Consider the following 15,035-nt stretch of genomic DNA (forward strand, 5'->3'; position numbering starts at 1 on the left):
GGGACAATTGTAGGGGCGGGTTTAGGGACAATTGTAGGGGCGGGTTTAGGGACAATTGTAGGGGCGGGTTTAGGGACAATTGTAGGGGCGGGTTTAGGGACAATTGTAGGGGCGGGTTTAGGGACTAAATTCAGCTATTCACCGATAACCTCTCAACAAAACCCGCCCTCCTCACCGATAACCTCTCAACAAAACCCGCCCTCCTCACCGATAACCTCTCAACAAAACCCGCCCTCCTCACCGATAACCTCTCAACAAAACCCGCCCTGATTGAAAAACCGGGTTACAGATTGACTGAACGATCGCTCAAAAACCCGACTGCAATCCTAAACAAATCAACGCTAGCAACCCACCCGTCAAATAAAACGCCCCCACAATTTGGGTTTCTGACCAACCGCTCAATTCTAAATGATTATGAAACGGTGACATTTTAAACAGCCGTTTGCCGACTCCAGCCTCATCTTTTGTGGCTTTGTAATAAGCAACTTGGGCAATCACTGAGATTGATTCCCAACAGAAAATGCCACTGAGAACAAATAAACACCAGAGATTCTGACTCAATAATCCTACTGCCGCGAGAGCGCCACCTAAAGCCAGGGAACCCGTATCTCCCATAAACACAGCCGCAGGGTGGCGATTATGCACCACAAACCCCAGACAACTGCCACTGAGACAGGCACAGAACACCATTAAACCCGGTGACATTGGGGCAACGATCGCCGCCAGTGCCAAAAGCGCGATCGCACAGGTTCCCCCAGCCAATCCATCCACCCCATCGGTAAGATTCGTGGCATTACTTTCCGCCGCCAAAACAAACAGCGCCAGGGGCCAAAACAGTAATCCTAAGGGTAAAACGATACCAAACGGGAGTGCGATCGCGGTAATACTAATCGGTTGACTTGCTGCCAGCCAAATACAAAATATCAACCCCACGCTGATCTGTAGTGCCAATTTCAGGCGCGGGGAAATGCCTTTATTAGAACGACGACGGATAATTTGCCAATCATCCAACCAGCCAATCATCCCATAAGCCAGGGTCACAACAGATACAACCAGGACATTAACAAACTCTTGCCCTGCCAGTGCCAATCCCGACCAAACTAGAGCAACCACTACTGCCACAGGTACAAAAAACACCCCACCCATGGTTGGGGTTCCAGCTTTTTGTAAATGAGTTTGGGGTCCATCTTCCCGGACAATCTGCCCCATTTTCAGGGTTTGCAGAAATGGGACAACCCAATACCCCAGCGCTGCCGTCACCACGGCACAAACCAACAGAGGTAAGGTCATGGACACTCCGGCGAACAGGGAACGTTCCCCCAACCCATCTAGAATCAATGATCCCAGACTCAAGCCCACAGCCAGTAACGTCAACAGGCTCGAACCCGTTAAATTAAACGATCGCCCAGAAGTTAATTTTGCGTCTATCACGGACAAACTATCCCTTTATCGAACTTCCTCACACACAATCAGACGCATGGCGTCTTGACGATTCCCGTGTGACCCACGGCACTGATGGGAATCGTAACATCAATAGGGTACTTGCAATCAATCCTTCAAGCAAATTTACTTATTGTTGCCCGATGATTCATCATGATCGCTAACGATAGAGCAACTTAATAGCGGAAAACTGCCGCGATCGGTGATTGAGCGGGGACACGCTCGGATTCTACAGCAAAAACTGTGCCACCATTCAAAACCGTATAAACGGCTGCTAAATCCAATAAATCTTGGTCACCAGCCTGGTGTTGCTCATGTAGCTGCACCGTGTTGCTCTGTGGGTCAAAGCTACCCCACTGCTGATGGTCTATGGCGACAAACAACGAATCAATGCGTTGATTATAAGCCGCCGGCACTACTTCTTTCAGGGCATCAGAGGCTTGTTCCTGATTATTTCCAGAAAATTCTCTGAAGCGGTCAATTGCCTCTTTCTCTGCCTGTTGAAACTTCGGCTGTACGATTGCCCAGGCTTGAGTATGGAGATCCTCTGGCTTCAAGAGTTCTGGATTACCTGTAATGCCTTCCTCCAGAAGATGGGGATAGGAATTCACTCGTTTATAAATCGGCAGGAGATAGTCTACACCCGCTAGCACTAGCGGAACCGTATCATCCTGGAGAAACTCTTGCATCCCTTGATTCACTTGGCTTAAAAAACGGATGAGCTGATTTTCTTGATCTTCATCCACACCTCGTCCATGCATAGTTCCCGGATCTGAACCGGGTAATCCACCAGGGGAATAGGTTTCAGAGGACATGAATTGAGTCTGATTTTCCGAATCCTCATACCGAAGCACACTCATCAGACTTTCGGGCAGATTGTCAACATTCTCAGGCTGAATTTCCCGAATGCGATCGCGCGTTCCCACTAAGAGTCGTACCTTCTTTTGACTCAGTGCCAAGATATAGAAATACCCATCACCCGTCAGCAGTGGCATCAGTGGCTTGAGGTGAAATTGGTCACTAACTACGACTAACTCGTCAAAATCAAGGGGTAAACGGTAATAGCGAAAGAAATTGGGGGCAATGAACAGGGCAAGTCCATGATTCTGATGACGCCAAAACTCATCGTGTTCCAACGCTTGAGCGCTGTTGAGCAGTTCTTGGGCATCGGCTGGACGCATACCCTTCTCAACCAACTGGGCTTCGGCTTTTCCCCTGAGATTCTTGAAGCGAATTGGGTCTTGTTGGATTTCCGGACCTGCCGTATGGGTAGGCATAAATATAGAAACACACAATTCTTCTGGCTGTTTAACCAGGGTTTTGAGTTCTTCTCTCGATAGTAATGGCATGAAGTTGAACTCCTATTTTCTCTTCTATTGACAAAAAATCAAACGGACAGACAAGATAGCCAGCTAACCCTAATGGTTAGAGGCTAAATCTCTGACGATTTTTTGGGTTAGGCTGCGCTACAAGCCCAAAAGCCTAAGCTTGCCTCCCTTTATTTCAACGAAGATAGTCTGTTCAATACATCTGCCTTACGATAGGAAAATTATCAGGACTGACGCACTAAGGTTTTGAGACGGGGTGTCGGGTGTGGGGTGTGGGGTGTCGGGTGTGGGGTGTCGGGTGTAGTGGCGTGGCACACCTTAATTGGTGGATTAGAATTGTAGGGGCGCATGGCGTGCGCCCCGTGCGCCCAATTGCACCGTCAAGTTTAAACGCTGCCAAATGTAGGAATTGGGCTATTCGTCGGACGACCGAAACTAGGTAGGTCAACATGAGTGATATTGCGATTCCTGACAGCTAGTCGATAGCTGACACTTTGCAACTCCGCATGAAGTTGGCGATTCTCCCGTTGTAACCGACTCACCTTCTCTCTCACCGGTGCCATGCGTTCAGCAAACTTTTGACGATAAATTTGGGGTAGCTCCTGAACCACCTGCTCTAACATGCGAGACCGATCCGTTAATTCTTGCACAGACTGGCGCAACTGATAAATTTCTTGATCGCGAGTCGTAATCTGCTCTTGGTAAAATCTGACTTGCTGCTCCACATCTTGCAACTGTTCTCGCAAGACTCGCATTTGGGCTTGATGACGCTCAGAAACCTCGGCTGGCGGTTTGAAGTTCGCATTGCCTTTAACCAAGCGAAATAGCTCTTGAGAGAGTTGCTGCACGAGCTGATCTCTCAGATGTAACTCTTCCCGAAGCCGAGACACTTCAGTTTGTAGCGCTGGTAGGGTTTGGGTTTCAGTCGCGTTCACGATAGCTTACAGCTCCAATACAATAAGGATTCCCAATAGCAGAAGACGATGGGCAACGTCGCTCGGTGATGTGATTACCCTGTAGGAGGATGATATCACTACTAGGGTTATGCTTGACACGTTAACTCCAAAATAGTCATTTGTCATTGGTCATTGGTGATTGGGAATGAGTGAGTTCCTCTTGCACCAATTGCGCTAACTTTTGGGCGGCACCTGATTCACCTCGGACTGCCCGTAGGCGCGATCGCATGTCTTCTAGTTTTTGGGGATGCTCTAAATACTCAAGTACCAATTGTGCCACATCCTGGGGTTTCAGTTGACCCACGACTTCTGGAACAATTTCCGCTTTTGCCCAAATATTGGGCCACGCAAATAGGCGTTTTTGTTGCAGAATCAGCCAATTAATCAGTTTGGCAAAGCTCGTTCCTACCCCCGGTAACCGGGCTAACAATCCGGGTAATCCATCCCAAGCCCGCATCGCATCCAGTTGCTGAGTCGGTAATAAGACGATCATTGGTACACCGAGGGAACCTAATTCCGCCGTATTCGCTCCCACTGTGGTTAAGCACAGACAGCATTGGGATAATATCTCATGGGCGGGAAATTCGGTTATAAGTTCTACCGTTACACCACTCGCCATTTTGAGTCTTGAGTGTAGGGGTGGGTTTAGGGAATTTTGTTTCGTGAGTGATGATAACTTGGGTTCAAAACCCGCCTTGAATAATGTAGAGACTTCGCTCAAGGAAACCTGGTTTTGAGTGTAGGGGCGGGTTTCACTACTATCATTCTCTGTTACCCGGCTATTGCTAAACTCGCCCTCATCTTCCCCATCTAGCATCACCAATCTCGCCGCCCCCCATCCTAATTTCTGAATCAGGGGATTTTCTTGGGGATCAGCAAAACGGGCTAGGGTGGGTAAATCCAAGGTTGGTGCAACAGGAATCAAAAAACGGGTTTGAGGTCTAACTTGGTGAATGTGTTCAGCGATAGCTAATCCTAATGGTACTCCCTGAATCAATTTGGCAGGTTTTGACCCTGGAAGTAAACCAATCCATTCAATTGGGGACGTGTTAAGTGTTGACCCTTCGCTTTGCTCGTAGGGAACCTGGTTTTGAGTGAACTCCCTATCTCCTCTGCTTTTTTGCTCCCCCATCTTCCCCTGCTTCCAGACGTGCCATGGCACGTCTCTACATTGCGTCCCCAGCTCCTCTGCTCCCTGGCTCCCTCTCGCCACATCTGCCATTAAATCTCCCACTACCGTTAACTTGTGGCGATATTGTTTCGGGGCTTTGGCAATAATATCGGGTTTCATCACCCCGAACCGATCAATCCAGCGATGCCAACGGGCATCCCATTCGGCATAAACAACAGTACGATATTTTAAGCGAGAACCAATCACGACAGGAAAAAACTGGTCGCCGCCTAAGAATACCACCACGCCGCGATCGCACCAGTCCCAGTTTTCGGCAGTTTTCCCCCAGAATAAAAAGGGAAAGAAATGATCTGCCCCCTGCACTCGGTCTACTTCGGGGTAGGATTGAACAATCTGGGCTTCTTTGCCTGTAGCATTGGGACAAGGAGACAGAATCACCGAGATACGGACAAATGCGCGATCGCATCCTAGCTGCTGGCGCAAGGCTTTGACCACAGGACGTACCCAGGTGGTAACTTCACCCGGACCATTGGAGAGAATTAAAATATCAGTAGCTGGCATCCCATCCAAAATCTAAACTTTAAACTCCACTATAAAATTCGCCAACCTTAGCAAAAATCAGTCAAACAAGTGAGTGCTATTCGTTTCGATCAAGTTCGTCTCCAATTTCCAGGGACGCCCCAACCCGCCGTAAATGGTGTAACCTGCGACATTGATGCAGGTCAACTGGTAGTCATTTTAGGTCCATCGGGGTGTGGTAAAACAACTGTCCTCAAGATGGTCAATCGATTGTATGAACCCACATCCGGTACGATTTATCTGGATGGGGTTAACATCCGCAAAATGAAAGTCACGACGCTGCGTCAGCAAATTGGCTACGTGATTCAGCAGTCGGGCTTATTTCCTCATCAGACGGTGGCAGAAAATGTTGCCGTTGTTCCCAAGCTTCTGGGATGGTCACGCTCAAAATACCAGTCTCGCATTGATGAGTTATTGACGCTGGTCGAACTACCCCCTCAAGTTTACCGGAATCGTTACCCGGCACAGTTATCCGGTGGACAGCAGCAGCGTGTTGGCGTGGCGCGGGCGTTGGCTGGTGATCCGAAGTTAATGCTCATGGATGAACCTTTTGGTGCCATTGACGCGATTACCCGCCAATCTTTGCAAGACGAAATCTTACGAATTCAGCGTCAACTGCACAAAACAATTTTATTTGTTTCCCATGATGTTGAGGAAGCACTGCGCCTGGGGGACAAGATTATGATTTTGCAAAAGGGTAAGATTGTCCAATTTGATACACCGTTAAATATTTTGACGCACCCAGCTAATGATTTTGTCCGGGAGTTAATGGGGGCTGATGATCTGTTGCGTCAATTAAGTTTACAGCAGGTAGAGGCAGCAATGCAGCCCGTTTCTCCAGAGTATCAGCATCAGGAAAATTGTGCGATCGCGCCCCAAGAGAATTTGCGTCAAGCGTTATCCCTACTCTTACAGACAGATAGTCAGAGATTGCCCGTCATGGATGAAGGAAAGGTAATTGGCGTATTAACCCTAGAAACAATTCAACAAGCCGCTAAAATGGGTCAGGGTTAGTCATTATTTCTCTGCCATTAACCACCTGACCCATCAGAGTGACATGATTATAAGGAGTTTATTAGTAAGCGTTGGTTGAAATAGCCTCTGGGTAAAAAGCACTGATCTAAGAAAAATGGATCTTGTTCATCTCCAAATAATCCATTTCCAGGTTGGCTCAGATTACTAAAGGGTGGTACTAATCCCCACTTTTCCGCCAATCCCACCCAATATCCCATTACGATGTGACCAATGTTTGAAATACAGAAAGCATCCCCTGTGCTATTATTGATAGACACTAAACTTGACGATGACTTTATATCTATCAATAGCCAAGCCAACTCTTTTTGAGAAAAGTAATACCCCTGATCGAATGCAATTTTGATAAATTCATCTGGATTCTGAGTCGATAGTAGCTGTTGCTTCAGAGAAGGTGTTTGTTGCGCCAGGGCTAAACAATCCCAGATTTGTTTCTGACTAATCACAAACCAGGCAAGTTCTTCTTGAGTTAACTGATAACCATTATCTCTAGCAATTTGGATAAACTGCTCAATGTGATTAGCTTGTAACAATTGATGACTCAACGGGTTAGGTTGCTCTATAACACGCAAAAAATCACGGATTTTCCCCCAGGTTATCCAATTAAATTCCTGAGACTGTTGAATTTGGTCTTGCCAATAGGGATAATTTTCTTCTGTACAGAAAAAATCCCAAATTTTATAATGCATAGGTAATCTCTACTCAGTCTGACTATTGGTAGAGCAGCCTGTTCAAGATGAGTTTAGCCGAATAAGCTTATTTCATCTGTAGATCATGGCTATTAGAGTAGCATAGATCTGAGCGAAAATCTCATTGTTAACAAACTATTACAGCCGTTCTCATGCAGGTGAGATACACCGGAATGTAGGGACACCATCCTTGCTCCCTTATCGATGTACCGCATTAGAACGTGAAATTGCTATAAGAAATATAGAGGAGCAGAGGTTGTAGAGACGTTCCGGTGGAACGTCTCTTAGCTGGAGAAGAAAAAATTAAATTTAGAGTTCGCGGCGAGCAGTATTGAGGCAAGAGTAGTAATCTGAGAATGAGCTATTCTACTGTCTTCTCTCCATGACTGATGGTGTTGTTGCCAAACTAATGGCATTTCATCCCAAATCTTGCCATCCAGTTCTCTTCCTCCAGCTTTTGGTGTTCTACCTCCCCACTGCTTAAAGAAAAAAGGAACATTATTTTTCTGACATTGATCACGAATACTTTGCGCCCACTCTAACTTCATCGGACGATATCTATTTCCCGATTCGCCACCCACAATAACCCAATGAATATCCGTTAAATTAAGATGTAAATCACCGAGAAGTGGTTCACAAGAGAGAAAACGCACATTGGCTGGAACTTGTCGCAGGGAATCAACCCGATGAACATAGTCCTGATTTTCAACCGATACCCCCATCCAAATATTTTTATGCCATTTTAACTGAGAAGCTAATTCCACTAAACGTTCATGTCGTTTGGTCAAAATTTGATAGATATGCTGCGGAGTTTGACCCATCACATCAAACACGTCTTTGAGAAATCCGATAGGCACGTCTTCGTGAAAAAGATCACTCATAGAGTTGACAAAAATGCGACTTGGCTTGCGCCAACGCAAGGGTTCTTTTATGCGTTCCCGATGCAGGGTTAAATCAAATCCATTGGGAAAATTCTGATGAAACCGTTTAGTTAGTGCTTCTGCATAACAATGGGTACAACCTGGACTAACTTTGTTGCAACCAGTTGTGGGGTTCCATGTTCGGTCTGTCCACTCGATACCTGTATGAGTGCTAGCCATATTCTCAGTCTACCCCTAACATTAATAGTCTTTCCTTTGCTTATTTATAGTACCGATGTATTGTAAACTTGTCCAGAGTTATGTGATTTAACTTTTGCCTGTTAATATTTGATAAGTTGCACCCGTTATAATAAAGGTTTGTAAACTGCTGTAAGGTAGCGGTATTAATCGATAAAAACTTTCATAGATGGTGCGTTAAATTTCAGTCTTTTTATCCTGAAATTTGGCTGAAGCGGTGCTGAAATTTATTTTTTGATCATTAACTGCTATGATTCAATTTGAATTCTAAAGACCTATGTGGCTATTTCAAGACTTTCACCCCCTAGCTGCGATCGCCACAACGCCTACCGCAGCCAAAACCCTACAGCCTCTGTGTCATACAGCCGGGGCGGCGTTGTCGATGAAACTGAAGTTCCCCCAGACAAAAAATCAAAACTGCCTCACCGTGCGGCTTTCCGCGATTTTTTAGACGTTCGGCGAGCGCTCAAACCACTACGGAATAAGGCTTTAGCCTGGGTGTAGTACATCCGCACGGGGGGGACTTCAGTTGAATAAGTTATGGGGAGATGGCGAAGATGAGGGAGATGGCGTTATTTCTGCCTTCTTGTACTAGAAACTATACCGCTCTTCTGCCCAAGGTTCACCTCGGCGGTGGTAACCGTTACGTTCCCAGAACCCTGATTCCTCGTGGTCAAGAAACTCTAAGCCATTAATCCATTTAGCACTTTTCCAAGCGTAAAGGTGGGGAACCACTAAACGCATCGGACCCCCATGTTCTGGGGGTAAAGGTTCACCGAATAGGGTGTGAGCAAAAAAGTTATCCTCGCGCACAAACTCGTCCAATGTCAGATTTGTGGTATAGCCACCATCGCAATGTTGCAGGACATGGGTGGCTTTAGGGTCAAGTTCCACCTGACTCATAAAGTCAGTTACCCTAATCCCCGTCCATTGCACATCCAGTTTTGACCAACGGGTCACACAATGAAAATCCTTAGTGAAATCATGTTGAGGCATTGCCATCATATCTGACCAACGCCAGGTTTTGGGTGTAGCTAAACCCCAAACTCGAAATTCCCAGTCATCAATGTTAACTTCGGGAGTCTCACCGTAAGTCAGCACTGGGAATCCTTTGGTCAGGTATTGACCCGGAGGAACGCGATCGCTCTGTTCTGGTTCTGGTTTGTGGAAAAATTTTCCAATCATAGTTCAACTATAAAAATTAGAGTAAACGACGTGACTTCTCTGACGGTCAATCAAAGATTCGACTGTGGGGCTTCCCGTCGAGGAAAGCTAACGACTTGAACCTAGAGTGTAGAGACGCAGCAGGCTACGTCTCTGACTCCCCCATCTCCCTTCCAGGAACGGAGATGTTCACAAACTCCTGCACCCTACCCTAGGCTTCTTCTTCCTCGTCTTCTTCAGTCGAATAGACAAACGTGGAACGTCCACTCAAAACTGCCTTACCCAGAGAGAGGGCTTTCTCCGCTTCCAAGGATGCTTTGCGTCTCCAGTTCGCTCTGCGTTTGTCTCGTTTTGACTTTGATGTTTTCTTCTTCGGTACAGCCATGATTGTCAGTTAGCGAATTTTGCACAACCTTTCTATTCTATGCCATAAATCCAAGGTCGAGAGGTTGTAGACTCAGTAGTCGGACTTTCATTGAAGTTAACGGTTGAGATCAGGGAACAGGCAACCGTAGGGATTTTAGGGTGTTCAAAAATGCTGAAACCCTCGACTTAGGGTTAATAATTCATCGGCATACATTCCTGTGCTATCTTTGAGACAAACCTCTGTACCGGATGTAATGTAACCAATAATGGCTGATCCGGCTGCCAATTTTTCGACAAATACCTGAGCCAATGGTTCAGGCAAACATAACACCAGTTCAAAGTCTTCACCTCCATACAAAACCCAATCCCAGACTTGTGCTGGAGAAGCCAGTTGAGGCAATATTGAGGGAATGGGAATCGCATTACGTTCCACCACAGCACCCACCCCACTTGCCCGACAGATTTGGGCGATCGCATCGGCTAATCCATCGCTGCTATCCATTGCCGTTAAAGGGACTTTTTTTTGGCTATCATTTGTACAAAACCCGCCCTGATGATTAGGTTGATCAGGAACCGGGTTGTTATTGAGGATTGGAAATTGGGAGGCGATAATCTCCCAGAGTTGGGGTAAGACATCGAGTCTTGGCTGAGGGCGTTGGTGGGCTTGGATGAGAGGCGATCGCTCTTTGTCACTCAAGTCTTTACCGAATTCTGAATTCAGCAATAATTCCAACCCAACTCGTGATCCACCATGAACGCCTGTCACCAGGATCACATCGCCGACTTTAGCATGAGAACGGCGCATAACGTGCTGGGGTAAAACTTGACCGAATGCGGTAATTGATACCGTAATCACCGGAGAATAACAAACATCACCGCCGACAATGGGCGTATTATACGGCTGTAAACACTCAGACATACCTTGGTAGAGTCGTTCAACCCAACTCACCGCCACATTACCGGGAAGACTCAAGCCAACAGTAATCCCCAAAGGCGATGAACCCATTGCCGCTAAATCCGATAAATTCGCCGCCACCGCCCGCCACCCCACATCTTCCGCCGACGTCGTGCGATCGCTAAAATGAATTCCATCCACCAAGACATCCGTTGTCACCACTAATAATTGCCCCGGTTCTGGATTTGGCATTACCGCCGCATCATCACCCACAATATCGGAGGGACAAAAGCGCTGCAATCGTTTTAAAACACCCTGTTCTCCAATATCTCTAACCACATCATTGGTCATTTGTCAATCAATCTATTTCATTATTCATTGCGTCGATGCAGTTTAGGAAAACGATAGTAGGTATCTCCATCCGCATCAACTTCTGGGATCGCATTAAACACCTGAACTTGGTGTTCTAAATACTGCTGTGCGATTTCGGGTTCAACTCTAGCCGCCGCCGCTAACTGAATCAAAGAAATACAGCTATTCTCCGTTTCTAGCAACTGATAAAACGTTTCCTCTAGCTGCTTTTGTTGACTGCGGGTAGCCCGTTGCAGAAACAAGATACCTAAGACACCTAACGTTATGACTAATAGCAAGTCAATAATTGGCATATTCAGGGAATAGGGAATAGAGAACAGGGAACAGGGAACAGGGAACGAACAAACTCAAAACCCTGTCCGACTAGCGAAGCGAAGCAGCAAGTCGGGGCGAGTTGAGTACCATCTGGGTGAGGTCAACAACGATAATGATCAAACCCACCCCGACAAACTAGTACAAGAAGGCAGAAGTCCGAAGGCTCCAGGGCAGAAGGCGATAAGGAACATAAGGTAGCTGCTTTTAAGGAGCTTGTTAACTGGTTAGTATTTGAAGCCGCGCTGCACTAGGTTCAATCTGACTTAAGCAACTTCAGGTTCAACCAAATTCTCAGCCCCCTGAACCACTTTAGCTGACTCAATCGTATCTCCCAGTTCCAGCTTGTCTAATACCTCTTTCCCCTCAACCACATAACCAAAGACAGCATAACGCCCATCCATAACATTAAAACCAGGAGGGGTTAACTCACTATCAAACTTAAAGAAAAAGAACTGAGACGAGCCCCCATTGGGATCATCTCCTGGACGCGCCATGGCGACAGCACCGTAAGCGGAGAAGGGAAGCACAGGCTCATCCAAGTACATCCCCGCCTGTTCTAACGTCAAGCCATAGATAGGTTCTTCTTCTCCCCTGACTAACACTTCTAAGGGAATCGCCCGATATTCGCCAGTTTTGGGGTCGATAAACCCTTCTTCGGGTCCTGGTGGATCACCGGTTTGCACGTAGAAGTCTTCAGTACGGGTAATCGCCAAATCATCATAGAACCCCCGTTGCACTAAATCAACAAAGTTACCTGCCGTAACCGGGGCGCTATAGCCATCAACGACTAAGGTCATCTCCCCTTTATTCGTGGCTATCTCTACCGTGGCGCGACCTTTGAGTTGAGGTAAATTACTATACTCTGAGGGGACTTCAAAAGGAAATCCCTTGACCATCATTCGTTCCAGTTCGCCCACCTTGTCAAGGATTTTGCCTCGCTCAATCCAGATGGCTTCTTTATCCTTGGTTTCCACCGCTTCTCGGAGTGAAATGATATCATCTTTCATCGCGGCGATGATCGCTTCAGCTTGCGGTTTTTGCTCCTCTGGGATGTCCGCCAGCACTTTTTCTGGGCGATTGCTCAAAATGACATCGGCTTTGGTAATATCCCGGTTAATCGGACTCCAGCGCTTTCCCCGTAACTGAATAGCAATATCTTCGAGACTTGCTTGCACATTCCGCACCGCTTGGTTCTCAATAGGCAGAGCATACCGCAGCAGGGCTTTGCCATCGGTAATCGCATTCCCTTGCGCCAAGCGACTTTCTCGGGCAGGTGGTTTTTGATCATTACCAAAATCCCACCAGGCACCGCTTAAACTCACGGAGAGTGTCACCAGTAGCAGCGCCACAAAACTGGTTCTGATCAGGCGTTGACACCAATCGAGCTTGAGAATTTTTAAAGGTCGCATAAACATATTGCCTAAGGCTGAATACCATTAGGGTTGAGGCTAACGTACAGTATTGAAACAGACATTCTTCATATTGCCACAAGGGGTGTCCGTGCCAAAACTGCATCAACTTATAGTTAGGGCTATCTCCCCCATCTTCCCCATCTCCCCCATCTTCCTCATCTCCCCCATCTCCCCCATCTTCCCCATCTCCCCCATCTTCCTCATCTCCCCCGACTCTCCGAATCGAGTATGGGGATGTTCCTGAACAAGGGTAAAATAAAGTGCCGATTGTTAGGGGTGTAGTAGTTCACTCCGGTCTTGGGTTACACTGGCTAACTAATTTCCGTATTTTTCCGTGAAATTAGACACTGTAGATTAGTTTGTTGATAGGAAAGCGGCATACCCCGCCCCGTTTTCCTCTCCAGCGAAACCGTCAAAGGCGATCGCCGGAGACTCCAGCGGGACAAAGGACTAATGATTTCAAGTAACGACTTTCGCACAGGTGTCACGATTGAGTTAGAAGGATCGGTATGGCGGGTGGTGGAGTTTCTCCACGTCAAGCCCGGAAAAGGTTCAGCGTTTGTCCGTTCCAAGCTGAAAAATGTGCAGACGGGAAACGTGATGGAAAGAACCTTTCGGGCTGGGGAAACCGTACCCCAGGCGAACCTAGAAAAACGCACCATGCAGCATACCTACAAAGATGCTGACCAATTTGTCTTCATGGATATGGAAACCTTTGAGGAAAATCGGCTTAATGAAGAGCAAATTGGCGATCGCGTCAAATATCTCACCGAAGGGATGGAAGTCAATGTGGTGATGTGGAATGACCAAGTCCTAGAAGTAGAATTGCCTAACTCCATTGTGCTGGAAGTAGTGGAAACTGATCCGGGTGTCAAAGGTGATACCGCCACAGGTGGCACTAAACCCGCTACAGTGTCTACGGGAGCGCAAGTGATGGTACCATTGTTTATTTCCGTAGGCGAGCGGATTAAAATCGATACTCGTAACGATTCCTATCTGGGTCGTGAGTAAATGAATCGCAACTAATCCATTAACTGTATTATCGGGTGATGGGTGTCAAGGGTTTGAGTTTTGGCTGGTTGAACAGCTATCTATATAGATGTGGAAACCCGAACACCCATGAAAACCCAGCTCAAATGGTGATCAATCCTGCTGGAGGATCAGTAAAACTCAAAGCGTAAATCTTTCGGGAATTTCTACTCTCTAAATTTAGTTGTGCCACTAGACTTCAACCAAATCCGTGAACTGCTAACCGCGATCGCTCAAACCGATATTGCGGAAGTGATATTGAAAAGTGATGACTTTGAACTGACGGTACGTAAAGGATTATCTGTCAGTCCTCCTATCGACTCAACAGTGAGTCGAACCGATAGCGCTGTTGCGTCCAGCTTGGGAACAGCGGTGGCTGGAATGGCTCCCCCGCCGCCTCCCACGCCCACACCTGAACCAGCACCATCGGCTCAAACGGCAACAGCTTCAGCTACACCGTCTCCAGCAGTCGAGTCAAAATGGGAAGAGGTGAAGTCGCCCATGGTTGGCACATTTTATCGGGCACCATCGCCAGATGACGCCCCTTATGTCGAAGTTGGCGATCAGGTTCGCGTCGGTCAAACACTCTGTATCATTGAAGCGATGAAGCTGATGAATGAACTAGAAGCCGAGATATCGGGACAAGTGATGGAAATTTTGGTCGAAAATGGCGAACCGATTGAATATGGTCAACCGTTGATGCGGATCAATACAGGGTAAACGAGCAATGTAAAGGATTAATGATTACTCTATTGTTATCAATTGACCAAAAATAGGCTAAAATTTGATGATCACCTAATTTCGGGTTAGACCGATGCCAAGAGCAAAAACAGTCCCTCAAGAGGTCGTCCAACAAGTTTCTGAGTATTTTAGTATCTTAAGCGAACCCATGCGCCTGCGCCTGCTCAATTTACTCCGCGAAGGTGAAAAATGTGTCCAAGAATTGGTAGAAGCCACAGAGACGAGTCAGGCAAATGTCTCTAAGCACCTGAAAGTGATGCTACAAGCGGGAATACTCAGCCGCCGCACTGAAGGCACATCTGCCTACTATAAGGTAGAAGATGAGCTGATTTTTGACCTATGTAATTTAGTGTGCGATCGCCTAGCGACCCGTATCGAACAACAAGCCCGCCATTTTCGGGACTTTAGCTTAACCAATAAGTAGGGGCTGCTGTAGGGAGTCTTGTGGTGGGGAGAAGTGACAGGGA

The 15,035-nt window shown here is 46.9% G+C and carries 17 protein-coding genes; 6 read left to right on the plus strand and 11 right to left on the minus strand.

The window, feature by feature from the left end; translation table 11 throughout:
• Positions 1–270 (plus strand): hypothetical protein (locus RIE73_RS19435; RefSeq protein ID WP_446402747.1); only part of this gene is annotated, 270 nt, incomplete at its 5' end.
• Between the two features lie 36 nt (positions 271–306).
• Here RIE73_RS19435 and mraY read toward each other — a convergent pair.
• The 4 genes from mraY to RIE73_RS19455 form a co-directional block, all read right to left on the minus strand.
• Positions 307–1,428 carry a phospho-N-acetylmuramoyl-pentapeptide-transferase gene (gene mraY / locus RIE73_RS19440; protein WP_446402782.1) on the minus strand — a complete coding sequence of 374 codons (1,122 nt, stop codon included), beginning with the start codon at positions 1,426–1,428 and terminating at the stop codon, positions 307–309.
• A gap of 188 nt (positions 1,429–1,616) precedes the next feature.
• Positions 1,617–2,789, minus strand: a complete 1,173-nt coding sequence (locus tag RIE73_RS19445) for a baeRF3 domain-containing protein (protein WP_446402748.1) — start codon at positions 2,787–2,789, stop codon at positions 1,617–1,619.
• Positions 2,790–3,154: 365 nt separating this feature from the next.
• Positions 3,155–3,703 (minus strand): Npun_F5560 family protein, encoded by a 549-nt coding sequence (locus tag RIE73_RS19450; protein WP_446391172.1) that lies wholly within the window; start codon positions 3,701–3,703, stop codon positions 3,155–3,157.
• Between the two features lie 136 nt (positions 3,704–3,839).
• Positions 3,840–5,417 (minus strand): lipid-A-disaccharide synthase, encoded by a 1,578-nt coding sequence (locus RIE73_RS19455; protein WP_446402749.1) that lies wholly within the window; start codon positions 5,415–5,417, stop codon positions 3,840–3,842.
• 69 nt (positions 5,418–5,486) lie between these two features.
• Here RIE73_RS19455 and RIE73_RS19460 point away from each other — a divergent pair, with 69 nt between their 5' ends.
• A complete protein-coding gene (locus tag RIE73_RS19460) occupies positions 5,487–6,449 on the plus strand; it encodes an ABC transporter ATP-binding protein (protein ID WP_446402750.1) in 963 nt (320 codons plus the stop codon).
• A gap of 47 nt (positions 6,450–6,496) precedes the next feature.
• On the opposite strand, the gene RIE73_RS19465 is transcribed toward RIE73_RS19460, so the two are convergent.
• Entirely contained in the window at positions 6,497–7,156 is a 660-nt protein-coding gene (locus RIE73_RS19465; RefSeq protein ID WP_446402751.1) for a Nif11-like leader peptide family natural product precursor, read from the minus strand.
• Positions 7,157–7,440: 284 nt separating this feature from the next.
• Positions 7,441–8,256 carry a DUF5131 family protein gene (locus RIE73_RS19470; RefSeq protein ID WP_446402752.1) on the minus strand — a complete coding sequence of 272 codons (816 nt, stop codon included), beginning with the start codon at positions 8,254–8,256 and terminating at the stop codon, positions 7,441–7,443.
• Between the two features lie 295 nt (positions 8,257–8,551).
• Here RIE73_RS19470 and RIE73_RS19475 point away from each other — a divergent pair, with 295 nt between their 5' ends.
• Positions 8,552–8,725 carry a hypothetical protein gene (locus RIE73_RS19475; protein ID WP_446394984.1) on the plus strand — a complete coding sequence of 58 codons (174 nt, stop codon included), beginning with the start codon at positions 8,552–8,554 and terminating at the stop codon, positions 8,723–8,725.
• Positions 8,726–8,865: 140 nt separating this feature from the next.
• Here RIE73_RS19475 and RIE73_RS19480 read toward each other — a convergent pair whose 3' ends face one another.
• From RIE73_RS19480 to RIE73_RS19500, 5 genes are all read right to left on the minus strand, one after another.
• Complete coding sequence (locus tag RIE73_RS19480) at positions 8,866–9,459, minus strand: sulfite oxidase-like oxidoreductase (RefSeq protein ID WP_446402753.1); 594 nt, start codon at positions 9,457–9,459, stop codon at positions 8,866–8,868.
• A gap of 190 nt (positions 9,460–9,649) precedes the next feature.
• Entirely contained in the window at positions 9,650–9,823 is a 174-nt protein-coding gene (gene rpmF, locus RIE73_RS19485; protein ID WP_446402754.1) for a 50S ribosomal protein L32, read from the minus strand.
• Between the two features lie 144 nt (positions 9,824–9,967).
• Positions 9,968–11,050: a thiamine-phosphate kinase gene (gene thiL, locus RIE73_RS19490; protein WP_446402755.1), complete on the minus strand. Its 1,083-nt coding sequence runs from the start codon at positions 11,048–11,050 to the stop codon at positions 9,968–9,970.
• Between the two features lie 20 nt (positions 11,051–11,070).
• The gene (locus RIE73_RS19495; protein WP_446402756.1) at positions 11,071–11,364 is read right to left on the minus strand and encodes a hypothetical protein; all 294 of its coding nucleotides are present in this window, start codon (positions 11,362–11,364) and stop codon (positions 11,071–11,073) included.
• A 285-nt stretch (positions 11,365–11,649) separates the two neighbouring features.
• Entirely contained in the window at positions 11,650–12,795 is a 1,146-nt protein-coding gene (locus tag RIE73_RS19500; RefSeq protein ID WP_446402757.1) for a peptidylprolyl isomerase, read from the minus strand.
• A gap of 456 nt (positions 12,796–13,251) precedes the next feature.
• On the opposite strand from RIE73_RS19500, the gene efp reads away from it, so the two are divergent.
• From efp to RIE73_RS19515, 3 genes are all read left to right on the plus strand, one after another.
• A complete protein-coding gene (efp, locus tag RIE73_RS19505; protein WP_446402758.1) occupies positions 13,252–13,809 on the plus strand; it encodes an elongation factor P in 558 nt (185 codons plus the stop codon).
• A 204-nt stretch (positions 13,810–14,013) separates the two neighbouring features.
• Positions 14,014–14,547 carry an acetyl-CoA carboxylase biotin carboxyl carrier protein gene (gene accB / locus RIE73_RS19510; RefSeq protein ID WP_446402759.1) on the plus strand — a complete coding sequence of 178 codons (534 nt, stop codon included), beginning with the start codon at positions 14,014–14,016 and terminating at the stop codon, positions 14,545–14,547.
• Between the two features lie 94 nt (positions 14,548–14,641).
• A complete protein-coding gene (locus tag RIE73_RS19515) occupies positions 14,642–14,992 on the plus strand; it encodes an ArsR/SmtB family transcription factor (RefSeq protein ID WP_446402760.1) in 351 nt (116 codons plus the stop codon).
• Positions 14,993–15,035 lie beyond the last annotated feature (43 nt).

Source organism: Coleofasciculus sp. C1-SOL-03 (assembly GCF_040220555.1).
GTDB lineage: Bacteria > Cyanobacteriota > Cyanobacteriia > Cyanobacteriales > Coleofasciculaceae > Coleofasciculus.